The organism is Afipia broomeae ATCC 49717 (assembly GCF_000314675.2).
Taxonomy (GTDB): Bacteria; Pseudomonadota; Alphaproteobacteria; order Rhizobiales; family Xanthobacteraceae; genus Afipia; species Afipia broomeae.
Genome location: NZ_KB375282.1, coordinates 2,473,389 through 2,494,729, shown reverse-complemented (window position 1 = coordinate 2,494,729; position 21,341 = coordinate 2,473,389). Strand labels below are relative to the sequence as shown.

The window sequence follows — 21,341 nt, the reverse complement described above, 5'->3', positions numbered from 1 at the left end:
CGGAGCCGGTCATGTCGAAACTCAAGGTCACGAATGCCCGGCGCAAGCAGCGCGTACGTCTCGCGCTGCGCCGGACGGCGAACGGGCGTCCGCGCCTGTCGGTGTTCCGCTCGTCGAAGCACATCTACGCTCAGGTCATCGACGACCTGAAGGGCGAGACGCTGGCTTCGGCCTCGTCGCTGGAAAAGACGATGCGCGATGCCGGCAAGACCGGCGCGAACATCGACGCAGCGAAGGCTGTCGGCAAGCTGCTCGCAGAGCGCGCGGTGAAGAACGGCGTCAAGGAAGTGGTTTTCGACCGTGGTGGCTATCTCTACCACGGCCGCGTCAAGGCGCTCGGCGAAGCCGCGCGTGAAAGCGGCTTGAGCTTCTAAGCTCAGCCTTTGAAATTGGTTTGAACGGACACAAGGTCAGAGGCGCGAGCCTCACAAGGATTGGAAAACACCATGGCAGGTGAACGCGAACGCGGTGGACGCGAGCGGGGCGGTCGGGATCGGGAAGAGCGCGACAGCGAGTTCGTCGACAAGCTCGTCCACATCAATCGTGTGGCGAAGGTCGTCAAGGGCGGCAAGCGCTTCGGTTTCGCGGCTCTGGTCGTCATCGGCGATCAGAAGGGCCGGGTCGGTTTCGGCCACGGCAAGGCGCGCGAAGTGCCTGAAGCGATCCGCAAGGCGACCGAGTCGGCCAAGCGCAACCTGACGCGCGTTGCTCTGCGCGAAGGCCGCACGCTGCATCACGACATTGCTGGCCGTCACGGCGCTGGCCGCGTTTACCTGCGCGCAGCTCCGGCCGGTACCGGCATCATCGCGGGCGGCCCAATGCGCGCCGTGTTCGAGACGCTCGGCATCCAGGACGTGGTGGCGAAGTCGATCGGCTCGTCGAACCCCTACAACATGGTTCGCGCGACGTTCGATGCGCTGAAGCATCAGGATTCGCCGCGTTCGGTTGCAAACCGCCGCAACATCAAGGTTTCCACGTTGCAGTCCCGCCGCGTCGGCGGCGACGCGGAAGCTGTCGCGGAATAACTAGGGCGTGATCCGGAAAAGCGGTCTTCCGGTTTTCCGTTAGGATCATGCCAGTCTGAAAAGACGTTTTGGAGTTAGGACAATGGCCAAGGCCGCTACGAAAACCATCAAGGTCGAGCAGACGGGTAGCCCGATCCGCCGTCAGGCCGCGCAGCGTGCGACGCTGATCGGTCTGCGTCTCAACAAGATCGGCCGTGTCTCCGAGTTGCAGGATTCGCCTGCGGTTCGCGGCATGATCGACCGGGTCAAGCACCTCGTTCGCGTCGTCGACGAGAAGTAAGGAAGCAAGCGATGAAGCTCAATGAGATCGCCGACAACAGCGGCTCGCGCAAGAAGCGCATGCGCGTTGGCCGTGGCATTGGCTCCGGCAAGGGTAAGCAGGCAGGCCGCGGCGGCAAGGGCCAGACCGCGCGTTCGGGCGTGCGCATCAAGGGCTTCGAGGGCGGCCAGATGCCGCTGCATCGTCGTCTGCCGAAGCGCGGCTTCAACAACATCTTCCGGCTCGACCTGACCGAGGTCAATCTCGACCGCCTTCAGGAAGCCATCGATGCCAAGAAGCTCGATGCGAGCGCAACCGTCAACGCGGAGTCGCTGGTGAAGTCCGGACTGCTGCGCCGTTCGAAGGACGGCGTACGGCTGCTCGGCCGCGGCGAACTCAAGGCCAAGCTCAACATCGAAGTGCACGGCGCGACCAAGTCCGCGATCGAGGCAGTCGAGAAGGCTGGCGGTTCGGTGAAGATCCTGGCACCGGCGAAGGACGCTGCCGCCCTGAAGGCTGCTGCCAAGAAGCCGAACAGGAAGGCCTCGTAAGGTTCGACCGATCCCGCCTTTGTGACCGGCACCCGCGACAAGACTTCCTATATGGTCGTGCGAAGTCTTAAAAATCGCAGGTGCCCGGGCCGCTTAAGGCTCGGTACTGACGAATAGAAGGATCGGAGCCTCGGATGGCCTCTGCAGCGGAACAACTGGCGGCAAACCTCAACTTCGCGGCATTCGCAAAGGCTGACGAACTCAAGAAGCGCATCTGGTTCACACTGGGTGCGCTGCTTGTTTATCGGCTGGGCACCTACATCCCGCTGCCGGGTATCGACCCGAACATCTGGGAGCAGGTGTTCAAGTCGCAGGCCGGCGGCATTCTCGGCATGTTCAACATGTTCGCCGGCGGCGGCATCCACCGCATGGCGATCTTCGCGCTGAACATCATGCCGTACATCTCGGCATCGATTATCCTTCAGTTGCTGACGACTGTTTCGCCGCAGCTCGAGGCCCTCAAGAAAGAGGGTGAATCTGGCCGCAAGCAGATCAACCAGTACACCCGCTATCTCACCGTCATTCTCGCAGCATTCCAGGCTTACGGCATCGCCGTCGGTCTCGAAGGCGCGGGCAATGTGGTGTCCGATCCGGGCATGTTCTTCCGCATCTCCACGGTCATCACGCTGACCGGCGGCACCATGTTCCTGATGTGGCTCGGCGAGCAGATCACCTCGCGCGGCATCGGCAACGGCATCTCGCTGATCATTCTGGCCGGCATCGTCGCCGAACTGCCGTCGGCGATCGCCGGTACGCTCGAACTCGGCCGTCAGGGTGCGCTGTCGACCTTCCTGATCCTCGCGATCATCATCATGGCCGTTGCGGTCATCATGCTGATCGTGTTCGTCGAGCGCGCGCAGCGCCGGCTTCTGATCCAGTATCCGAAGCGCCAGGTCGGCAACAAGATGTTCGAGGGCCAGTCCTCGCATCTGCCGCTCAAGCTCAACACCGCGGGCGTCATTCCGCCGATCTTCGCATCGTCGCTGCTGCTGCTGCCGACCACGATCGCGAGCTTCAACGCAGGGAAGGGACCGGAGTGGTTCCAGTGGCTGACGACTCAGCTAAGCCACGGCCGTCCGCTGTTCCTCGTTCTCTATCTCGCGATGATCGTGTTCTTCGCGTTCTTCTATACGGCGATCGTGTTCAACCCGACCGAGACCGCTGACAATCTCAAAAAGCACGGCGGTTTCATTCCCGGCATCCGTCCGGGTGAACGCACCGCCGAGTACATCGACTACGTGCTGTCGCGCATCACCGTGATCGGTGCGATCTATCTCGCGGTCGTCTGTCTGATCCCGGAAATTCTGATCTCTTACGCGTCGGTGCCGTTCTATCTCGGCGGTACCTCGCTTCTGATCGTCGTCAGTGTGACGATGGATACGGTCGCCCAGGTGCAGGGCTATCTGCTGGCGCACCAGTACGAAGGGTTGATCCGTAAATCGAAACTGAGGGGCCGCCGTAAATGAGGTTGATTCTTCTCGGGCCGCCGGGGGCGGGCAAGGGAACGCAGGCGCATCGACTGGTTCAAAAGCACGGTATCGTTCAGCTCTCCACCGGCGAGATGCTGCGTGCCGCTGTCGCAGCCGGAACGCCGGTCGGCCTCAAGGCGAAGGACATCATGGCCAGCGGCGCGCTGGTGCCTGACGAGGTGGTGGTCGGAATCATCGCCGATCGCATCGAAGAGCCGGACGCGAAGAAGGGCTTCATCCTCGACGGCTTTCCGCGCACCGTGCCGCAGGCGCAGGCGCTGGACGAACTGCTCAAGAAGAAGCACCTCAAGCTGGACGCCGTCGTCGAACTGCGCGTGAACGAGAGTGCGCTGCTGGAGCGGGTCGAGACCCGCGTCGCGCAGATGCGCGAGCGCGGCGAAGAGGTCCGGATCGACGATACGCCGGAGGTGCTCTCGAAGCGCCTCGCCAGCTACCGCGCCCAGACCGAACCGCTGGTTCACTACTACTCGGAGAAGCGCAAGCTGATCACCATCGACGGCATGATGACCATCGAGCAGGTGACGGCGGCGATCAACCGGGTGCTGGCGGCGCTGGAAGCCGATTCGGCTGCCAAGTCCGCCAAGAAGGCCGCCGTTCAGAAGTCCTCCAAGGCCGGTAAGGCCAAGGGCGCCAAAAAGGCCGCCGGGAAGGTTGCCAAGGCACCCGCCAGGAAGACCAAAAAGGCCGCGAAACCGACTGGCAAGGCTGCGAAGGGCGGAAAAAAGCCCGCCGCCAAGGCCAAAACCCGGGCCGCGGGAACCAAAGCTGCCAAGACCCGAAAAGTGGCCAAAAAGGCCACGAAAAAGAGCGCCAAGACCGCCAAGCGGTTGACGAAACGCCGCTAAATACATTAATAAGCCTGCATCCAGTCGGATAGTTCAGACGATGCCGGGCCCCGAAAGAAAAGTGGGGAGGGCGTCGTGTTTGCGTTTGTGAACACCCGCCCGACGCCAGAGACCTAACAAAGACAAGCTGTCCGGAGCGGACGGCGACAGGAGCGAAGACCGTGGCCCGTATTGCAGGCGTCAACATTCCGACCAACAAGCGCGTTCTGATTGCGCTTCAGTACATTCATGGCATCGGCCAGAAGAACGCCGCGACCATCGTGGAGCAGCTCAAGATTCCGGCCGACCGCCGCGTCTCGCAGCTCACCGACGCTGAAGTTCTCCAGATCCGCGAAATGATCGACCGCGACTTCCTGGTCGAGGGCGACCTGCGCCGCGAAGTCGGCATGAACATCAAGCGTCTGATGGACCTCGGCTGCTACCGCGGCCTGCGTCATCGCCGCGGCCTTCCGGTGCGCGGTCAGCGGACCCACACCAACGCGCGCACGCGCAAGGGTCCTGCCAAGGCCATCGCCGGCAAGAAGAAGTAATTTCGTTTCGACCACTGAACCGATCCGGCTCGCGAGGGCCGGGTGATCACCTGAATTTCCCCAGCGTCTGGAATCACGGACGCGCTTGAAGGAAGAGAAGAGACTTATGGGTAAAGAAGCCACACGCGTCCGCCGCCGTGAACGCAAGAACATCGCCTCCGGCATCGCGCACGTGAATTCGTCGTTCAACAACACGACCATCACCATCACCGACGCTCAGGGCAACACCATTGCCTGGTCGTCGGCAGGCACGATGGGCTTCAAGGGATCGCGCAAGTCGACTCCGTATGCGGCTCAGGTTGCCGCCGAAGACGTGTCGAAGAAGGCGCAGGAACACGGCATGCGTACGCTGGAAGTCGAAGTCGCGGGTCCCGGTTCGGGCCGTGAATCGGCTCTGCGCGCATTGCAGGCCGCGGGCTTCACCGTCACCTCGATCCGTGACGTGACCACGATCCCGCACAACGGTTGCCGTCCGCGCAAGCGCCGGCGCGTCTGATTGTTTGGACTGCCGCGGGCGATATGCGCCCGCGTTGTTTTTGAGATGCGATGACGCGGCCATTGTTTAAGAACATTGCCCGCGCCGCCAGACCTCCAACGCCAGTGATTTTGATGGCATGGGTGAACAAGTGACGATCCAGAAAAATTGGCAAGAACTCATTCGTCCGAACAAGCTCAACGTGACGCCTGGTTCGGATCCGACCCGTTTCGCTACCGTCGTCGCCGAGCCGCTCGAGCGCGGCTTCGGCCAGACCCTCGGCAACGCGCTGCGCCGCGTGCTGCTGTCGTCGCTGCAGGGCGCTGCCGTGCAGTCGGTTCACATCGACGGCGTTCTGCACGAGTTCTCCTCGATCGCCGGCGTGCGCGAGGATGTGACTGACATCGTGCTGAACGTGAAGGACATCTCGATCAAGATGCAGGGCGAAGGCCCGAAGCGCATGGTCGTGAAGAAGTCGGGTCCGGGCGTCGTCACCGCCGGTGACATTCAGACCGTCGGCGATGTCGTCGTGCTGAACCCCGAGCTTCAGATCTGCACCCTCGACGAGGGCGCTGAAATCCGCATGGAGTTCACCGTGAACTCCGGCAAGGGCTACGTCGCCGCCGAGCGCAACCGTCCCGAGGACGCGCCGATCGGCCTGATCCCGGTGGACAGCCTGTTCTCGCCGGTTCGCAAGGTGTCCTACAAGGTTGAGAACACCCGCGAAGGCCAGATCCTCGACTACGACAAGCTGACGCTGACCATCGAAACCAACGGCGCGATCTCGCCGGACGACGCGCTCGCTTATTCGGCGCGCATCCTGCAGGATCAGCTCAACGTGTTCGTGAACTTCGAGGAGCCCCGCAAGGAGGTTGCCGCCGAGATCATTCCGGATCTCGCCTTCAACCCTGCGTTCCTCAAGAAGGTGGACGAGCTCGAACTGTCGGTTCGTTCGGCCAACTGCCTGAAGAACGACAACATCGTCTACATCGGCGACCTCGTGCAGAAGTCGGAAGCGGAAATGCTCCGCACCCCGAACTTCGGCCGCAAGTCGCTGAACGAAATCAAGGAAGTGCTGGCCCAGATGGGTCTGCACCTCGGCATGGAAGTGCCCGGTTGGCCGCCGGAGAACATCGACGAGCTGGCCAAGCGCTTCGAGGATCACTACTGAGAACCGCGTCATCCTTCGGGGCCGCCGCAAGAGCGACGGCACCTCAGGATGACGAACAAGCGATAGTCCGTCATCCTGAGGTGCGAGGGCGTAGCCCGAGCCTCGAAGGGTGACGGAGATTAAGGGCGAACGCAGGCAGCCCACCTGAGCAACATGTCCGACGAACCGTCGCGGCAATCTGGATTGAGGACTACATCATGCGTCACGGCAAGGTTCATCGGAAGCTCAACCGCACCGCGGAGCATCGCAAGGCGATGTTCGCAAACATGTGCGCCGCGCTGATCAAGCACGAGCAGATCGTCACCACTCTCCCCAAGGCGAAGGAGCTTCGCCCGATCGTCGAGAAGCTGGTCACTCTCGGCAAGAAGGGCGGCCTTTCGCTGCGCCGTCAGGCGATCGGCGAAATGCGCGATGTCGATCAGGTCAAGAAGCTGTTCGACGTTCTGGCGCCCCGTTACAAGGACCGTCAGGGCGGCTACACCCGCATCATCAAGGCCGGCTTCCGCTACGGCGACAACGCGCCGATGGCCGTGATCGAGTTCGTCGACCGCGACGTCGATGCCAAGGGCCAGGACTCGGGCCCGGTGCAGGAAACGTCGTCGGAAGCGGCGTAAGCCTCATCCCTCATAGAATTCAAAAGCGGCGCCTTGTGCGCCGCTTTTTTTATTGGCCGGACGTTTCCCGTGCGGCCACAATGCCATGAACCGGCGGACACGATCTGGCAGTGGCGCGGGCTGTTTGGGCCGCCATATGAGTTCCATAGCAAAGGAGCTTTTCATGAAAATCGATCTCTCAGGCACCACCGCAATCGTGACCGGCTCGACCGGGGGCATCGGGCTGGCCATCGCCAGGGGCCTCGCCCGGGCCGGGGCGAGCGTTGTGGTCAACGGCCGCACACAGGACAGGGCGGACGCAGCAGCCGAGGCCATCGTCAAGGCGGTGCCCGGAGCGAAGGCGCGGGGCGTCGCGGCCGATGTATCCACCGCCGAGGGATGCGCGAAGCTGGTCGAGGCCGAGCCGGACACGGACATTCTCATCAACAACGCCGGCATTTTCGAGCCGAAGGGCTTTTTCGATATTCCCGACGCGGACTGGACGCGCTTTTTCGAGGTCAACGTCATGTCCGGGGTCCGGCTCTCGCGCGCCTACATGCCGGGGATGCTGAAGCGCAACTGGGGACGCATCGTTTTCATCTCGTCGGAATCGGGCGTGAACATTCCGAGCGAGATGATTCACTACGGCATGTCCAAAACCGCGCAGCTCTCGATCTCGCGCGGTCTGGCCGAGTTGACCAAGGGCACCAACGTGACCGTCAATTCGGTGTTGCCTGGCCCGACCATGTCGGAAGGCGTGGAGACGTTCGTGAAGGATCTGGCGAAGCAGAACGGCCAGTCAGTGGAAGAGGCGGCCTCGCAATTCGTCAAGCAGCACCGCAGCACGTCGCTGATCCAGCGATTCGCGACGGTCGACGAGATCGCCAACATGGTGGTCTATGCCAGTTCGCGCGAGGCGTCGGTGACCAACGGCGCGGCGTTGCGGGCCGAAGGCGGCATTATCCAGACGATCGTGTAGCGCCTTTCAGAGAAGCAACAGATTGATTTCGGCGTTCTCCGGGAATGATTTTCTCCCGGGACGTCGTGTCGCATGCGACAAACGTCGCAGATCGGCTGTTTGTCACATCACTGTAACGCCGCTGTCGCATTAATGCGGCCATGCTCATGGCTGCAATGCAACACGCCTGCTCGTCTTGTCCGCGGCAATTGTCGTTCTAGATCAAGCGAATACGGCCCGCCTTTCAATGATCGGCTGACTTCATCGTGTGGACGACTGTTTTGAATGAAGAAACCGCCAATCTCTCGCCGTCGCGCTTCGAGCCGAACGGCTGGATGCAGTGGCCCCAAAATGAGGATTACAGCCTTCAGTTCATGCGTGTGCTGGGCTCCGCGCAAGAAGGCGGCAGCACCATCTCCGAGTGCTTCCTGACGGCGAGCGGGATCACCGCCGGCGACGACGAAAGCTGGCATCGCGCATGGAATGCCATCGCCAACGTCAACAAGGCGCGCGGCAATCTTGCGTTGGAGGCGGGGAATATCCCGTCGGCGCGCAGCAACTGGCTGCGGGCATCGAATTATTACCGGACCTCGGAAGTCTTTCTGAAGCTGGATGACGTGCGGCGCGCGACCGCGCTGGAGCAGATGCGGGCCTGCGCGAATCTCGTGGTCACGCATCTGCCGTCGGGCGGCGAGCTGGTTCGCATTCCCTGTTTCCAGAACGGCTTTGTCGAAGCCTATTTTCTGCCGGCGCCCGGGTCGGATTCGCCGGCGCCCGTCGCTGTCTGTGTCGGCGGGCCGGAGCATTTCAAGGAAGAGCATCTGCTGACGCTGCTGCGGCATGCTCATTCGCGCGGACTGTCGCTGCTGCTCGCCGATCTGCCGGGGCAGGGAGGCGCGCCGAAGCTCAAGGAGATGGTGCGATACGAGGTTGAGACCGCGATCAGTTGCTGCGTGGATTATCTGATTGCGCGCGGCGACATCGACGAGCGGCGGATCGCGATTTTCGGTGACGGACTGGGCGCCGCCTATGCCTCGCGCGCGGCGGGTCTCGACGACCGGTTTGCCGCCGCCGTGTGCGATGCCGGGATCTGGGACATGCACCAGCGCGTGACCGCGGCACAATGGATGTCAGGACACGACGGCGGTGACGCGATCGGTGACGAGATTCGCAGGATGCAGCGTCATGGCGGTATCACCAGCATCAAGTGCCCGATCCTGATGACGTTCGGAGAGTTTGACTGGCTCGATACCCGTCACGCCGATGCTCTGTGCACGGCGTTGAGGGACGAGGGCGCGGACGTGACGCTGAAGGTGTTCTCCACTGCCGAGACCGCCGTGGTGCACGGGCAATCCGACAACCCGACCATCGGCAACGAGTTTATCTTCGACTGGATATCGGCGCGCCTGCGAACGGCGCCTGCGCTCGCGGACTGACGGTCAGTTTCCTGCGGCGATCATTTGCGCGGCTTTCGCCAGGCGCTCCTTGAGCGTCGACAGCTTGTCGGTGAGATCGCGGAACGTCTGGGTCGAGAAATCCGAGAAGACGAGATTGTCGGCGACCACCTGCTGCGAATAGAGATTCGCGATCTGCTTGTGCGCCTTGTCGGTCAGCGACATCAGCACGACGCGCGCATCTTCCTTCGATGCGACGCGGCGCATGAAGCCGTGCCTTTCCAGGCTTTTTGTCTGGGTGGTCACGAACGAAGGATCGACATGAAGCTTTGTCGAGACCTCGCGGACGGAAATTCCCTTGCCCTCATCGAGATCATTAACCGCCATCAGGATCAGCCACTGCGGACAGGTGATGTCCAGCATGCGCGCCCAGTTGGAACGGATTTCTTCGAGATGCGTGTTGATCGAAATAACATCCCAGATGAACTTCCGGACCAGTGCATCGTCAGGCCCCATCGGATGCGCATCGCGCGCCGTGCCGCGCGGGCTCGCCGTGTGACGTTGAGATGAAATTTTCTTGGCGGGAAGTCTGCCGGCCATTTAATTCTGCCTTTGCGAGCGAATGCGCAAAAATATGTCAGCATTTACGCCTTTGCAATCACTGCTTGCGTCATCCCGCTGACATGATGTTGCGGGGAAAGCACACGAACGCGGCCAAATAAAAGCATGAGTAAATCAATTATTGTAATCAATTGATGCTTGCGGTCATTGTTCCTGCGTCAGCCGGAGACGTCGGGTGACTCGTTGGTGGTCCCGCCCGGAAGGCGAGGCGGCCGGCGGTAAGTGGGGGTCAAGGGGCTGATTGGGGTGGCTAGCGCCACGGGAAGCGGACCTTTCCTCAATTGAACAATTTTGGAGGTTTTATGAGCAAGATTAAGAGCCTTATCCTGGGTTCGGCGGCCGCGTTGGCTGCTGTCGCAGGAGCACAGGCGGCTGATCTTCCCGTCAAGGCGAAAGCGGTCCAGTACGTGAAGATCTGCTCCCTGTATGGAGCTGGTTTCTACTATATCCCGGGCACCGACACCTGCATCAAGCTGGGCGGCTACGCTCAGCTCGACGTCACGGTCAACGGCAGCGCCCACGGCCAGCCGGCCTGGAACAACAGCGCGAACACCGGTCAGCAGAACCGCTCGTCGGATTACTTCGTGACCCGCGCCCGTACCCAGCTGAACATCGACACCCGCACTGCCTCCGAATACGGCGTTGTCCGCACCTACTGGTCGAGCAACTTCCAGCACACCTCGGGCGACGGTCCGTCGTCGGGCGTGCTCACCATGGATCTCGGCTTCGTCCAGTTCGCCGGCTTCACCTTCGGTAAGGCGATCTCGGGCTTCCAGACTCCCTGGGGCGCAACCCCGGTTGGTCTGAACACCTCCAACCTTCTCGGCGGTTACGACAACTCCACCGGTATCACCCAGATTGCCTACACCTGGCAGTTCGGCAACGGCCTCTCGGCTCAGTTGGGCGTTGAAGACAACAAGACGATCAACCGCGCTCCGGTGTTCAACGCCAGCGGCTCCATCACCGGTGCAACCGCAGCTACGGTGGCGGGCGCTTACCTCGGCGCCGGCACGCTCGCTGCGAACCAGAACGGCACGGGCGGTCAGCACTCACCGGATTTCGTCGGTAACATTCGCCTCGACCAGGCTGCGTTCACTGCCCAGATCTCGGGTGCGGTCAACAACATCAGCGCCAACTATTACAGCACTGGTGCCGGTGCAATCGGCAACGAGCAGCTCGGTCATCCGAGCGATGCGTGGGGCTACTCGATCTCGGGCGGCCTTCAGCTGAAGCAGCTGCCGACCGGCCCTGGCGACAAGCTGTCGTTGGACTTCACCTATACCGACGGCGCTCCGAAGTACATCATCGGCGGCACCACGGGTAACACCTTCGACGCCTTCAGCGGCGAGACCAACTTCGCTGGTAGCTACCAGTCGTTCGCTTCGCTGAACCTCTACGACGGCGTCTACGGCAACGGTGGCGGCATCGAGAAGACCAAGGCTTGGGGCTTCCGCGGCGGCTACGAGCACAACTGGTCGCCAGAGTGGCAGACCAGCGTGTACGGCAGCTACACCAAGGTCGACTACAATAACAACGCTTCTGCCCTGATCTGCGGCCGCCAGCTCCAGGCGATCGGCGCGCTGACCGGTGGTGCAGCAGCCAACGGCTACACCTGCAACCCGGACTTCGCGATCTGGCAGGTCGGCACCCGTACCGCATGGACTCCGGTCAAGAACCTGACCCTGTCGGGCGAAGTGCTCTACACCACGCTGGACCAGTCGAACACCGGTTCGATCACGACCACTGGTGCAAACCTGATCGGCGGCTTCAAGCCGGCCGGCACCTACGACTACAAGGATCAGGGTATCGTGTCGGGCCAGTTCCGCGTCCGCCGCACTTGGTAATCGCGTAACGACCACTTGAACAAAGAACCCCGGCAGGAAACTGCCGGGGTTTTTCTTTGGTCTTATCCAAAAGTGGAAGTCAGCTTCCACAGCGGCGAAAATCGGTGGCACGGCGATATCGAACAAACATATCCCGCGCTGCACACGCAATCGTGAGAGCACGTATGCATTTCGATTGTTTGACTAAATAAGGTAATTGAGGCATGTTCCAGTCACAGCGCGGCGGTGACGTCGCGGCTCGATTGCGCATCAGTTTTTCTCAGAAAATCTCCCATAACCTCCGGCAATGCCCTGCCGGAGGTTTTTTATTAGGGACGCGCGATAAGTGCGAAGGCGCTACCAGCCTTCCAGCACCAGCTTGCCGGTGGAGCGTCCACCTTCCAGCAGCGCGTGGGCCTGCTTGAGATTCGCCGCGTTAATCTTGCCGAGCACCTTGTCGAGGGTGGTGCGCAGCACGCCGTTGTCGATCAGGCTGGCGACGTCATCGAGCAGCTTGTGCTGTGCGATCATGTCGTCGGTCTGGAACGATGAGCGCGTGAACATCGATTCCCAGTGCAGCGATACTGCCTTGCCCTTCAGCAGGTTGACGTTGAGCGAGGCGGGATCGTCGATCAGCCCGATCTTGCCTTGCGGCGCGACGATGTCTGCGAGCGCAGCGAAGTGCTGATCGGTATTGGTGAGTGCTGCGACCAGCGCGACCGGCGGAACTTTCAGAGCGGCGACCTGGTCTTTCATCGGCTTTGAATGATCGATCACATGATGCGCGCCGAGCTCAAGACACCACTTGCTGGATTCGGGACGTGACGCGGTGGCGACGACGGTGAGTCCGGTCAGCCGCCGCGCAAGCTGAATCAGGATCGAGCCGACGCCGCCGGCGCCGCCGATGATCAGCAGCGTGCGCGGATCGACGCTCTTGCCCGGCGCAACCCCGAGGCGATCGAACAACAGTTCCCATGCCGTGATGGACGTCAGGGGCAGGGCGGCCGCTTGGGCGAACGACAACGTCTTCGGCTTGTGGCCGACAATGCGCTCATCCACGAGATGGAATTCCGAATTGGTGCCCTGGCGCTGGATCGAGCCAGCATACCAGACCTCATCACCGGGCTTGAACAGCGACACGTCCGGTCCGACTGCATCGACGATGCCGGCGGCGTCGAAGCCGAGAATCTTGGTTTCGCCTGCGGGCGGCTCGGCGCGCTTGCGGACCTTGTAGTCCACAGGATTGGCTGAAATCGCCTTCACCGCGACGCGGATGTCACGCCCGCGCGGCTCCGGCTTGTCGGTTTCGAAATCGAACAGCGCGTCTGCCGCATCGATCGGCAGCGACTTCTTGTAACCCACAGCTTTCATTGTTCTTGCTCCATCAAGGACCATTGCGGTCTCCGAGAACCTACCTGTCGCGCCTGGGCCATATTTGCAAGTACTGTCATTTCAGGGATATAGTCACCGTTCGGATACCAATGGATATATCCCAATGAAACGACAGGATTTCGGCTGCGCTCCGGGCTGTTCGGTGGAGGTCACGCTCGATCTGATCGACGGCAAGTGGAAGGGCGTCATCCTCTATCACCTGCAGGAGGGGCGGCTGCGCTTCGGCGAACTGCGCAAGAAGCTGCCGAGGATCACCCAGCGGATGCTGACCAAGCAGCTTCGGGCCCTTGAGGAGGATGACCTGATCGTCCGCAAGGTGTATGCGGAGGTTCCGCCGCGGGTCGACTATGAGTTGTCCGAGACGGGCCAGCGGCTGCGGCCGGTGATTGATGCCCTCAAGGCGTGGGGCGATGCCAATCGCGCCCGGGTCGATGCCGCATTGGAAAACAAGGCTGCGGAAGCAAGGAAAGGCAAGGTGCAGCCGGACACCGCGAAGCGCCCGTCGAGGCTGCCGCAACCCGCTGAATAGTGATTTCTCCCGCCACCCCGGCGTGGCTGTATCTTTGGCATCAAGTTCAGGACTGTTTCATGATCGTTATCCGTGCGCTTTCCGCGCTTCTCGTCTCGTCCGTTTTGGCCGCGCCCGCGCTGGCGCAGGATCGCGTGGTTCCCCAATCGCCGGCGCAACTTCGCTTTTCCTATGCGCCGATCGTTCAGCGCGTGCAGCCGGCAGTGGTGAACGTCTACGCCGCCAAGATCGTGCAGAACCGCAACCCGCTGCTGGACGATCCGGTGTTTCGCCGTTTCTTCGGCGTGCCGGGCAATCAGCCGGAACAGATGCAGCGCTCGCTGGGCTCCGGCGTGATGGTCGACGCGGCGGGTCTCGTGGTCACCAACAATCACGTCATTGAAGGCGCCGACCAGGTGAAGGTCTCGCTGTCCGACAAGCGCGAGTTTGAAGCCGAGATCGTGCTGAAGGACAGCCGCACTGATCTGGCAGTGCTGCGCCTGAAGGACGTGAAGGAAAAATTCCCGGTGCTCGAGTTCTCGAACTCTGACGATGCGCTGGTCGGCGACGTGGTGATCGCCATCGGCAATCCGTTCGGCGTCGGACAGACGGTGACCCACGGCATCATCTCGGCGCTGGCGCGCACACAGGTCGGCATCACCGACTATCAGTTCTTCATTCAGACCGATGCGGCGATCAATCCCGGCAACTCCGGCGGTGCATTGGTGGACATGACCGGCAAGCTGGTCGGCGTGAACACCGCGATCTTCTCGCGCTCCGGCGGCTCGCAGGGCATCGGCTTTGCAATTCCGGCCAACATGGTGCGCGTGGTCGTCGCCTCGGCCAAGGGCGGCGGCAGTGCGGTGAAGCGCCCATGGCTCGGCGCGCGCCTGCAGGCTGTGACACCCGAGATCGCCGAAACGCTCGGGCTGAAGCGTCCGGCCGGCGCGCTGGTGGCGAATATCTCCGAGGGAAGTCCGTCGGCCAGAGCCGGATTGAAATTGTCCGATCTGATCGTGTCCATCGATGGCCAGCTCGTCGACGATCCGAATGCGTTCGATTACCGCTTCGCGACGCGTCCGCTCGGCGGCACAGCACAGGTCGAGGTGTTGCGCGGCGGCAAGCCGGTCAAACTTTCGGTCGCGCTGGAAACCGCGCCGGACACCGGCCGCGATGAGATCGTCATCAAGGCGCGTTCGCCGTTCCAGGGTGCTAAGATCGCCAACATCTCCCCGGCGCTGGCGGACGAGCTGAAGCTCGACAGCAGCATCGAGGGCGTGGTCGTAACCGATTTGCCCGACGATGCCATCGCGACGAATGTCGGATTCAAGAAGGGCGACGTAATCGCCGTCGTGAACGGTCAGAAGATCGGCCGGACCAGGGATCTCAACAAACTCGCCACCGAAGGCTCGCGGCTCTGGCGCATCACGGTGATCCGCGGCGGCCAGCAGTTGAATGTCGTTCTCGGGGGATGATGATTATCGAGGCGCTTCTCCTGACCTCGCCCCGTTCTTACGGGGAGAGGTCGGATTGCCGTAAGCGCGTTTACGCGCGTCTTCGACCCGCTATGGCAATCCGGGTGAGGGGCTTTTGCTTGTTGCCGAGTTGCCGCTTACCCCAACCCTCTCCCTGTAAACGGGGAGAGGGAGAAGAACTTGCTCTATGAACGCGAAGCGACCGCAGCCTTCCGCAAACCTCTTCGCCGCAGCCGGCATGGAGCAGGACGCACCGCGTCCGCTGCCGGACAAGCTGCGCCCGCGAACGCTTGCCGATGTGGTCGGGCAGGATCACATCCTCGGTCCGGATGGCGCGCTCACGCGGATGCTGGAGACTCGTACGCTCGGCTCGTTGGTGTTCTGGGGGCCACCCGGCACCGGCAAGACCACGGTGGCGCGGCTGCTGGCTGATGCGACCGAACTGGAGTTCGAGCAGATCTCCGCGGTGTTTTCCGGCGTCGCGGATTTAAAGAAGGTGTTCGATGCAGCCCGCGCCCGCCGCGAGATGGGCAAGGGCACGCTGCTGTTTGTGGACGAGGTGCATCGCTTCAACCGTGCGCAGCAGGATTCGTTTCTGCCGGTGATGGAAGACGGCACGGTGGTTCTGGTCGGCGCCACCACGGAAAACCCATCCTTCGAGCTCAACGCGGCGCTTCTGTCGCGTGCGCGGGTGCTGGTGTTTCACTCGCTTGACGTTGCGGCGGTGGAGAAGCTTTACGCCCGCGCTGAAGAGGTCGAGGGCCGGAAGCTGCCGCTCGATGCGGAGGCCCGCGCCGTGCTGGTGCGGATGGCGGACGGTGACGGCCGCGCCGCGCTGACACTGGCGGAGGAAGTCTGGCGTGCCGCGCGCCGGGACGAGATTTTCAACGCCGCGCAGTTGCAGGACATTCTCCAGCGCCGCGCGCCGATCTACGACAAGTCCGCCGACGGCCATTACAACCTGATCTCGGCGCTGCATAAGTCCGTGCGCGGCTCGGATCCTGACGCCGCGCTCTATTATCTCGCGCGCATGCTGGACGCCGGCGAGGACCCGCTGTTTCTAGCGCGACGCGTGGTGCGCATGGCGGTGGAGGATATCGGGCTTGCCGATCCGCAGGCGCTGGTGATCTGCAATGCCGCCAAGGACGCCTATGATTTCCTCGGCTCTCCCGAGGGCGAACTCGCCATCGCGCAGGCGGTGATCTATCTCGCGACCGCGCCGAAATCCAACGCCGGCTATATGGCGTACAAGGCCGCGATGCGCACGGCAAAGGAGGGCGGCTCGCTGCTGCCGCCGAAGCACATCCTCAATTCACCGACCAAGCTGATGAAGTCCGAAGGCTATGGCGGCGGCTACGAATACGACCACGACACGCCGGACGCCTTCTCGGGGCAGGATTACTTCCCGGAAGCGCTCGGCCGCCAGACGTTCTACGATCCGCCGGACCGCGGTTTCGAGCGGGAGATTCGCAAGCGGCTCGAGTACTGGGCCAAGCTGCGAAGAGAGCGAAAGGGCCGGAGCGAATGAGCGCCTTCAGCAGAACGGCTCGGACGCTCGCCGTGCTGGCCTCATTGTCATGGGCTGGCATGGCGGCCGCCCAGACGGTCGAGGTGGCGCCCGGCGTTCAGGTCACGAAGAAAACCTACTCCGCGCCGATCAACGAGCAGCCGTTCTATGGCTTTGCCGAGAAAACGCCGGAGCTGCGCGCAACCGACGAACGCTTTGTGTCGGCGCTGACTCAGGCCGCCGGGACACGGCAGAGGGCGTTTGAGGAAACCACCCTGCGCGGCTGGAGGGCGCTTGGCGCCGGCAACACCGCCGAGGCTGCGCAGCGGTTTAATCAGGCGTTTCTCCTCGCTCCCGAACAGAGCGGCGTTTATCACGGCTTCGCGGCGGTGGTCCAGGTCCGCTTCAACGATCCCGCGTTCGCGGAGGAGTTGTTCAAGATTGCGCGCAAGCAGCCAAATCCGTCGAAAAATCTCAATGCCGATTACGGGCGGTTTCTTCTGATCGCCAAGCGCCCGGGCGATGCACAGCCGGTGCTCGAACAGGCTGTCATCGATGCACCTAATTTCGGCGACGCGTGGTCCAATCTTGCCTTCGCGCGAATTCAGAATGGCGACCGCGCTGGCGCGTGCGCCGCTGCGGACGAGGCCGCCAAACGGAATCCGTCAGTCAACGCGAGCCGTGATCTCGTGCTCCTTAAAAGCAATGCGGAATGCAAATGAACGATACCGAATCCCGACGTCTTGAATTTGAATGGCCGACGGCTCGCCTTATCGAGCCTGAATGCGGCCCGAGCAGGAAAGTTAAGTCATGAGCCGCCGCGCCAGAAAGCCTCTCGCGAAGAAATCCGAACGCGGCAACAAGCGCGGCGTGAAGCGCTCCACCGACAAGCGTGGGTCGGGCAAGCCGTCATTCGGCGGGCCGGATAAACGCCCCGGCGGCAAGTTTCCGCCGCGCCGCCCGGCCGCCGAGTTTTCGGCGAAGCCAATGCGCGAGCCGCGTCCCGAGCCGGTGAGGGAGGAGAAAGCGGCACCTCCGCCGTTGCCGACCAAAGTGCAGACCGTTGTCGTCACCGCCGACGAGAACAACATGCGCGTCGATCGCTTCCTCGAGCATCGGTTCCCCGGCCTGTCGTTCTCCCATATCCAGCGCATCGTCCGCAAAGGCGAGCTGCGCATCAACGGCAAGCGCGCCGACAGCAAGGACCGGCTCGAGGAAGGCCAGAGCGTGCGCATTCCGCCGCTCAAGCTCGACACGCCGAAGGTTGGCGGTGAACTGTCCGAGGCTGCGACCAAGACGCTCGAAGATCTGCGCAAGATGATTCTGTTCGAAGACGCCGACGTGATGGTGCTGAACAAGCCCGCCGGTCTCGCGGTGCAGGGCGGTTCGGGCATGACCAAGCATGTCGATCAGATGCTGGAAGCGATGCGCGACGCCAAGGGTCAGAAGCCGCGTCTGGTCCATCGTCTCGACCGCGAAACGTCCGGCTGTCTTTTGATTGCCAAGACGCGCTTTGCAGCGAGCGCATTGACCGGATCGTTCCGCCATCGTTCCGCGCGCAAGATCTACTGGGCGCTGGTGGCGGGCGTGCCGAAGCCGAAGCAGGGGCGCATCTCGACCTATCTCGCCAAGGAAGAGAGCGAGGAAGATTCCATCATGCGCGTCGCCGCCCATGGCGACGAGGGTGCGGCGCATGCGGTGACGTATTATGCCGTGGTCGAGGCCTCGGCGCAGAAGCTGGCCTGGGTGTCGCTGAAGCCGGTGACCGGGCGCACTCATCAGTTGCGCGCGCACATGGCGCATATCGATCACGCCATCGTCGGCGATCCGAAATACTTCAACAAGGAAAACTGGGAACTGCCCGGCGGTATCCAGAAGCGGCTGCATCTTCTGGCGAGGCGGATCGTGATCCCGCATCCGCGCGGCGGGTTTATCGACGTCACCGCGCCGCTGCCGCCGCATATGCTGCAATCGTGGAACCTGCTCGGCCTCGAGGCCGACCGTTTCGATCCGATCGAGAACGCTCCGGAGGAGTGATCACGCGAGGGTGATGCTCTTGCCGCTGATGTCCCGGGTAACGATATGATCGTGATGAACAGAACCGCATTCGCAATCGTGCTCACGCTGTCCGCGCCTGTGTCCGGCGTCGCGCACGCGCAGCTCTATCCGCCGGGCGGCGTCGGCGCGCAGCCTGTCATTCCGTTTCCGACCGCGCCACCGGCGCCGCCGCCGCCGATCGTTGTGCCGACCGTGCCGCAGATGAATTCGCCGCCGCCGTTCGCATTGCAGAACACGACGCCGGGTGTGGTCACGCAGGACACGCCGCCGAAACCGGTGCTGAAGCGCGACCGCCGTCCGTCGTTCAGCGACCGGGTCGCGCGCTGTCTTGACGACGGCGCGGCGTGGGGGCTTAACCCCAATCAGCGCGCGGCGTATTCGCGCCAGTGTGCAAATCAATAGGGCATGACCCCGAAAAGTGGGAACCGGTTTTCGGACAAGGTCATGCCCAGAAAATCAAAAGGCTAGTGGATGCGCGAACTGTTCGACGAAGTTGCCGGCAAGTCGCCGCTCGATCCGCGCGAGGCGTCGCGCAAGTCATCGCGGACGCCGCTGCGCAAGCGCTTCTATACCAGCGCGGGCGTGGCCGAAGGGCCTGACGGTTTTACGGTGACGCTCGACGGCAAGCCGATCCGCACGCCGGGGCGCAATCCGCTGGCTGCGCCGACGCGCGAGCTCGCCGAAGTGATGGCCGCGGAGTGGGACGCCCAGACCGACAACATCGATCCGATGTCGATGCCGCTGACACGGCTGGCCAACAGCGTGATCGACGGCGTCGTAAAGGACGTCCAGACCGTGGCCGACGATGCTGCGAAGTACTTCGAGACCGATCTCTTGTTCTATCGCGCCGGTTTTCCCGACGCGCTGATCGCGCGGCAGGCTGAGCACTGGGACCCGGTGCTGCGCTGGGCCGCCGATGATCTTGGTGCGCATTTTATTCTCGCCGAGGGCGTGATCCATGTGACGCAACCGGAGACGGCGGTTGCGGCTGCGCGCAGTGCGTTGCCGAAAGACGCGTGGCCGGTCGGCGCGTTTCATATCGCGACCACGCTCACCGGCTCGGCGCTGCTGGCGCTCGCGCTCAAGCATGGCGTGCTGGATGCGGCGCAGGTCTGGGCGGCGGCGCATGTGGACGAGGACTGGAATCGGGAGAAGTGGGGCGCCGACGAGGAAGTCGACGCCCGCCGCGCCTCCAAGTTCAGGGATTTCGAGGCCGCGGCAAAGGTGCTCAGAACGCTCTGAGCAATTCATACTTTCATGGCGCCGACTAACTCGTCCGTGGTCAGAATGGCGTGGGCATAGGTCGGACCATTGATGTTCATCGCCGCATGCATCGCCTCCGGCGTGCGCGCCGCAGTTGCGTCGCGAACGAGGGTGACGTGATAGCCAAGCTCCATCCCGATGCGCCCCGTCGCCTCAAGGCATGTATTGGCGAGCAGGCCGACAAGGATGATCTTCTCCTTGCCGCGCCGTTTGAGCTGGATATCGAGGTCCGTGTTCGGAAAGCCGCTTGATGCCCAGTGTTCGGTCGCGACAACGTCCCCCGGCTGCACCTTGAAGTCATCGTGAAATTCGCCGCCCCATGTCCCCTTGGCGAAAATCTGCCGTTCCATGCCGGAGAGCTGATAGGGGGTAGCATTTTTCCAGTTCTGAAGATCGCCCGGTTCCCAGCGATGATGCGGGACGTGGAAAACGGTGATGCCGGCCTCGCGTGACGTTTTGACGATGGTGCGCAGATTGTCGAGAAGCTTCAGTTCGGTTGCCATCGTCTTCACCATGGGCCACAGCTTGCCGCCTTCGCTGAGGAAGTCGTTGTAGAAATCGATGCACAGGAGCGCCGTGGTCTTGGGATCGTAAGACTGGGTCATCGGAGAAACCTTGCTTTTGGCCGGGGGGCGGTTAATTAGCGTATTATCAACCTCTATTCTATAAATAGAGGTCAATCAACATCTATTATCGGAAATCGCCAAATGGGTCGATCGAGCAGGCAACAGGCGGAAGAAAACCGCGAGCGGATCGTGAAGGTCGCCAGCGGGCTGTTCGCCGCCAACGGCGTCGGCGCTGTCGGTATCGCGGACGTTATGAAGGCTGCGGGAATGACGCAGGGCGGCTTCTACAAGCATTTTGAGAGCAAGGACGCGCTCGCTGCCGAGGCTTGCAGTTTTGCGTTCGCCGGTGCGGCCAGGATGTGGCGGCAGGTCGCGGAAACGGCGCAGCATGCGGGGCGCGATGCAGCCGGCGCGATCGTCACATATTATCTCGATCCTAAGCCGCCCGAAATGACATGCCCGATGGTGACTTATGCGCCGGACGCCGCGTCCGCTCCCGGTGAGCATCCGCTGAACGCCGCTTACAGCGCGGGCGTCCGCGATCTGTTCGACACCTTCTGCGAGCTTTCCGGGCCGGGATCGTCCGATGCGTCTCGGGATCACGCACGCATGCAGTTCGCGGCCATGGTGGGATCCAACATGCTGACGCGTCCCTCGCGCGGAGCGGGATGGCTCACCCGATTCAGGCAATCCATCAAAACGAACTTGAATCCCGGTGGCCAGGCCAAAGCGGACCGGAATACAGCGCGGACCGTGGATCGCGCCCGGCAGAAACCGGAGAGGCGGAGTTAACAAAGGGTTTACGACGCTGGTCTAGCTTGGCGGCCGAACAAGGCC

The 21,341-nt window shown here is 62.4% G+C and carries 24 protein-coding genes; 21 read left to right on the top strand and 3 right to left on the bottom strand.

From position 1 onward, the window contains the following. Positions 1 to 11: 11 nt before the first annotated feature. The 12 genes from rplR (at position 12) to HMPREF9695_RS11555 (ending at position 9,333) form a co-directional block, all read left to right on the top strand. A complete protein-coding gene (gene rplR / locus HMPREF9695_RS11610; protein ID WP_006021055.1) occupies positions 12 to 374 on the top strand; it encodes a 50S ribosomal protein L18 in 363 nt (120 codons plus the stop codon). Between the two features lie 72 nt (positions 375 to 446). After that, positions 447 to 1,025, top strand: a complete 579-nt coding sequence (gene rpsE / locus HMPREF9695_RS11605; RefSeq protein ID WP_006021054.1) for a 30S ribosomal protein S5 — start codon at positions 447 to 449, stop codon at positions 1,023 to 1,025. An 82-nt stretch (positions 1,026 to 1,107) separates the two neighbouring features. Beyond that, positions 1,108 to 1,305 (top strand): 50S ribosomal protein L30, encoded by a 198-nt coding sequence (gene rpmD / locus HMPREF9695_RS11600; protein WP_006021053.1) that lies wholly within the window; start codon positions 1,108 to 1,110, stop codon positions 1,303 to 1,305. Between the two features lie 11 nt (positions 1,306 to 1,316). Then, positions 1,317 to 1,835 carry a 50S ribosomal protein L15 gene (gene rplO, locus HMPREF9695_RS11595; RefSeq protein ID WP_006021052.1) on the top strand — a complete coding sequence of 173 codons (519 nt, stop codon included), beginning with the start codon at positions 1,317 to 1,319 and terminating at the stop codon, positions 1,833 to 1,835. A 134-nt stretch (positions 1,836 to 1,969) separates the two neighbouring features. Continuing rightward, positions 1,970 to 3,301 (top strand): preprotein translocase subunit SecY, encoded by a 1,332-nt coding sequence (gene secY / locus HMPREF9695_RS11590; protein WP_006021051.1) that lies wholly within the window; start codon positions 1,970 to 1,972, stop codon positions 3,299 to 3,301. Further along, positions 3,298 to 4,170: an adenylate kinase gene (locus tag HMPREF9695_RS11585; RefSeq protein ID WP_006021050.1), complete on the top strand. Its 873-nt coding sequence runs from the start codon at positions 3,298 to 3,300 to the stop codon at positions 4,168 to 4,170. Before secY ends, HMPREF9695_RS11585 begins: the two co-directional genes overlap by 4 nt. Positions 4,171 to 4,331: 161 nt before the next feature. Further along, positions 4,332 to 4,700 carry a 30S ribosomal protein S13 gene (rpsM, locus tag HMPREF9695_RS11580; protein WP_006021049.1) on the top strand — a complete coding sequence of 123 codons (369 nt, stop codon included), beginning with the start codon at positions 4,332 to 4,334 and terminating at the stop codon, positions 4,698 to 4,700. Between the two features lie 106 nt (positions 4,701 to 4,806). Next, on the top strand, positions 4,807 to 5,196 hold the full coding sequence (gene rpsK / locus HMPREF9695_RS11575; RefSeq protein ID WP_006021048.1) for a 30S ribosomal protein S11: 390 nt from the start codon (positions 4,807 to 4,809) through the stop codon (positions 5,194 to 5,196). Between the two features lie 118 nt (positions 5,197 to 5,314). After that, complete coding sequence (locus HMPREF9695_RS11570) at positions 5,315 to 6,346, top strand: DNA-directed RNA polymerase subunit alpha (protein WP_006021047.1); 1,032 nt, start codon at positions 5,315 to 5,317, stop codon at positions 6,344 to 6,346. Positions 6,347 to 6,543: 197 nt separating this feature from the next. Further along, positions 6,544 to 6,960: a 50S ribosomal protein L17 gene (rplQ, locus tag HMPREF9695_RS11565; RefSeq protein ID WP_006021046.1), complete on the top strand. Its 417-nt coding sequence runs from the start codon at positions 6,544 to 6,546 to the stop codon at positions 6,958 to 6,960. A gap of 163 nt (positions 6,961 to 7,123) precedes the next feature. Next, complete coding sequence (locus HMPREF9695_RS11560) at positions 7,124 to 7,918, top strand: SDR family NAD(P)-dependent oxidoreductase (RefSeq protein WP_006021045.1); 795 nt, start codon at positions 7,124 to 7,126, stop codon at positions 7,916 to 7,918. A 260-nt stretch (positions 7,919 to 8,178) separates the two neighbouring features. Beyond that, positions 8,179 to 9,333 (top strand): alpha/beta hydrolase family protein, encoded by a 1,155-nt coding sequence (locus HMPREF9695_RS11555; protein ID WP_006021044.1) that lies wholly within the window; start codon positions 8,179 to 8,181, stop codon positions 9,331 to 9,333. A gap of 3 nt (positions 9,334 to 9,336) precedes the next feature. Here HMPREF9695_RS11555 and HMPREF9695_RS11550 read toward each other — a convergent pair whose 3' ends face one another. Then, complete coding sequence (locus HMPREF9695_RS11550) at positions 9,337 to 9,891, bottom strand: MarR family transcriptional regulator (protein ID WP_006021043.1); 555 nt, start codon at positions 9,889 to 9,891, stop codon at positions 9,337 to 9,339. Positions 9,892 to 10,214: 323 nt separating this feature from the next. Here HMPREF9695_RS11550 and HMPREF9695_RS11545 point away from each other — a divergent pair, with 323 nt between their 5' ends. Continuing rightward, positions 10,215 to 11,756 carry a porin gene (locus tag HMPREF9695_RS11545; RefSeq protein ID WP_006021042.1) on the top strand — a complete coding sequence of 514 codons (1,542 nt, stop codon included), beginning with the start codon at positions 10,215 to 10,217 and terminating at the stop codon, positions 11,754 to 11,756. Positions 11,757 to 12,092: 336 nt separating this feature from the next. Here HMPREF9695_RS11545 and HMPREF9695_RS11540 read toward each other — a convergent pair whose 3' ends face one another. Beyond that, positions 12,093 to 13,106 carry a zinc-binding alcohol dehydrogenase family protein gene (locus HMPREF9695_RS11540; RefSeq protein WP_006021041.1) on the bottom strand — a complete coding sequence of 338 codons (1,014 nt, stop codon included), beginning with the start codon at positions 13,104 to 13,106 and terminating at the stop codon, positions 12,093 to 12,095. A gap of 124 nt (positions 13,107 to 13,230) precedes the next feature. Here HMPREF9695_RS11540 and HMPREF9695_RS11535 point away from each other — a divergent pair, with 124 nt between their 5' ends. From HMPREF9695_RS11535 to HMPREF9695_RS11505, 7 genes are all read left to right on the top strand, one after another. Then, on the top strand, positions 13,231 to 13,656 hold the full coding sequence (locus tag HMPREF9695_RS11535) for a winged helix-turn-helix transcriptional regulator (RefSeq protein WP_006021040.1): 426 nt from the start codon (positions 13,231 to 13,233) through the stop codon (positions 13,654 to 13,656). Between the two features lie 59 nt (positions 13,657 to 13,715). Continuing rightward, positions 13,716 to 15,110: a Do family serine endopeptidase gene (locus HMPREF9695_RS11530; protein ID WP_006021039.1), complete on the top strand. Its 1,395-nt coding sequence runs from the start codon at positions 13,716 to 13,718 to the stop codon at positions 15,108 to 15,110. A 187-nt stretch (positions 15,111 to 15,297) separates the two neighbouring features. Next, positions 15,298 to 16,638: a replication-associated recombination protein A gene (locus HMPREF9695_RS11525; protein ID WP_006021038.1), complete on the top strand. Its 1,341-nt coding sequence runs from the start codon at positions 15,298 to 15,300 to the stop codon at positions 16,636 to 16,638. Further along, positions 16,635 to 17,339 (top strand): tetratricopeptide repeat protein, encoded by a 705-nt coding sequence (locus HMPREF9695_RS11520; RefSeq protein WP_006021037.1) that lies wholly within the window; start codon positions 16,635 to 16,637, stop codon positions 17,337 to 17,339. The genes HMPREF9695_RS11525 and HMPREF9695_RS11520 overlap by 4 nt, the downstream gene beginning before the upstream one ends. Positions 17,340 to 17,427: 88 nt before the next feature. Then, positions 17,428 to 18,654 (top strand): RluA family pseudouridine synthase, encoded by a 1,227-nt coding sequence (locus HMPREF9695_RS11515; RefSeq protein WP_006021036.1) that lies wholly within the window; start codon positions 17,428 to 17,430, stop codon positions 18,652 to 18,654. Between the two features lie 45 nt (positions 18,655 to 18,699). Continuing rightward, positions 18,700 to 19,077, top strand: coding sequence for a hypothetical protein (locus tag HMPREF9695_RS11510; protein ID WP_006021035.1), 378 nt, complete (start codon positions 18,700 to 18,702; stop codon positions 19,075 to 19,077). A gap of 69 nt (positions 19,078 to 19,146) precedes the next feature. Next, positions 19,147 to 19,917 (top strand): ATP12 family chaperone protein, encoded by a 771-nt coding sequence (locus HMPREF9695_RS11505; protein ID WP_006021034.1) that lies wholly within the window; start codon positions 19,147 to 19,149, stop codon positions 19,915 to 19,917. Between the two features lie 5 nt (positions 19,918 to 19,922). Here HMPREF9695_RS11505 and HMPREF9695_RS11500 read toward each other — a convergent pair whose 3' ends face one another. After that, positions 19,923 to 20,543 (bottom strand): cysteine hydrolase family protein, encoded by a 621-nt coding sequence (locus HMPREF9695_RS11500; protein ID WP_006021033.1) that lies wholly within the window; start codon positions 20,541 to 20,543, stop codon positions 19,923 to 19,925. A 102-nt stretch (positions 20,544 to 20,645) separates the two neighbouring features. Between HMPREF9695_RS11500 and HMPREF9695_RS11495 the strand changes: the two genes are divergently transcribed. After that, on the top strand, positions 20,646 to 21,296 hold the full coding sequence (locus HMPREF9695_RS11495; protein ID WP_006021032.1) for a TetR/AcrR family transcriptional regulator: 651 nt from the start codon (positions 20,646 to 20,648) through the stop codon (positions 21,294 to 21,296). Positions 21,297 to 21,341 lie beyond the last annotated feature (45 nt).

Bases quoted from the DNA above. Each gene is read 5' to 3' on its own strand.
- rpsE (WP_006021054.1), top strand. From the start codon at position 447: ATGGCAGGTGAACGCGAACGCGGTGGACGCGAGCGGGGCGGTCGGGAT.
- secY (WP_006021051.1), top strand. From the start codon at position 1,970: ATGGCCTCTGCAGCGGAACAACTGGCGGCAAACCTCAACTTCGCGGCA.
- HMPREF9695_RS11560 (WP_006021045.1), top strand. From the start codon at position 7,124: ATGAAAATCGATCTCTCAGGCACCACCGCAATCGTGACCGGCTCGACC.
- HMPREF9695_RS11525 (WP_006021038.1), top strand. From the start codon at position 15,298: ATGAACGCGAAGCGACCGCAGCCTTCCGCAAACCTCTTCGCCGCAGCC.
- rplR (WP_006021055.1), top strand. From the start codon at position 12: ATGTCGAAACTCAAGGTCACGAATGCCCGGCGCAAGCAGCGCGTACGT.
- HMPREF9695_RS11550 (WP_006021043.1), bottom strand. From the start codon at position 9,891: ATGGCCGGCAGACTTCCCGCCAAGAAAATTTCATCTCAACGTCACACG.
- HMPREF9695_RS11510 (WP_006021035.1), top strand. From the start codon at position 18,700: ATGATCGTGATGAACAGAACCGCATTCGCAATCGTGCTCACGCTGTCC.
- HMPREF9695_RS11530 (WP_006021039.1), top strand. From the start codon at position 13,716: ATGATCGTTATCCGTGCGCTTTCCGCGCTTCTCGTCTCGTCCGTTTTG.
- rpsK (WP_006021048.1), top strand. From the start codon at position 4,807: ATGGGTAAAGAAGCCACACGCGTCCGCCGCCGTGAACGCAAGAACATC.
- HMPREF9695_RS11570 (WP_006021047.1), top strand. From the start codon at position 5,315: ATGGGTGAACAAGTGACGATCCAGAAAAATTGGCAAGAACTCATTCGT.
- HMPREF9695_RS11520 (WP_006021037.1), top strand. From the start codon at position 16,635: ATGAGCGCCTTCAGCAGAACGGCTCGGACGCTCGCCGTGCTGGCCTCA.
- HMPREF9695_RS11495 (WP_006021032.1), top strand. From the start codon at position 20,646: ATGGGTCGATCGAGCAGGCAACAGGCGGAAGAAAACCGCGAGCGGATC.
- rplO (WP_006021052.1), top strand. From the start codon at position 1,317: ATGAAGCTCAATGAGATCGCCGACAACAGCGGCTCGCGCAAGAAGCGC.
- HMPREF9695_RS11540 (WP_006021041.1), bottom strand. From the start codon at position 13,106: ATGAAAGCTGTGGGTTACAAGAAGTCGCTGCCGATCGATGCGGCAGAC.
- HMPREF9695_RS11535 (WP_006021040.1), top strand. From the start codon at position 13,231: ATGAAACGACAGGATTTCGGCTGCGCTCCGGGCTGTTCGGTGGAGGTC.
- rplQ (WP_006021046.1), top strand. From the start codon at position 6,544: ATGCGTCACGGCAAGGTTCATCGGAAGCTCAACCGCACCGCGGAGCAT.
- HMPREF9695_RS11505 (WP_006021034.1), top strand. From the start codon at position 19,147: ATGCGCGAACTGTTCGACGAAGTTGCCGGCAAGTCGCCGCTCGATCCG.
- HMPREF9695_RS11585 (WP_006021050.1), top strand. From the start codon at position 3,298: ATGAGGTTGATTCTTCTCGGGCCGCCGGGGGCGGGCAAGGGAACGCAG.
- HMPREF9695_RS11545 (WP_006021042.1), top strand. From the start codon at position 10,215: ATGAGCAAGATTAAGAGCCTTATCCTGGGTTCGGCGGCCGCGTTGGCT.
- HMPREF9695_RS11515 (WP_006021036.1), top strand. From the start codon at position 17,428: ATGAGCCGCCGCGCCAGAAAGCCTCTCGCGAAGAAATCCGAACGCGGC.
- rpmD (WP_006021053.1), top strand. From the start codon at position 1,108: ATGGCCAAGGCCGCTACGAAAACCATCAAGGTCGAGCAGACGGGTAGC.
- HMPREF9695_RS11500 (WP_006021033.1), bottom strand. From the start codon at position 20,543: ATGACCCAGTCTTACGATCCCAAGACCACGGCGCTCCTGTGCATCGAT.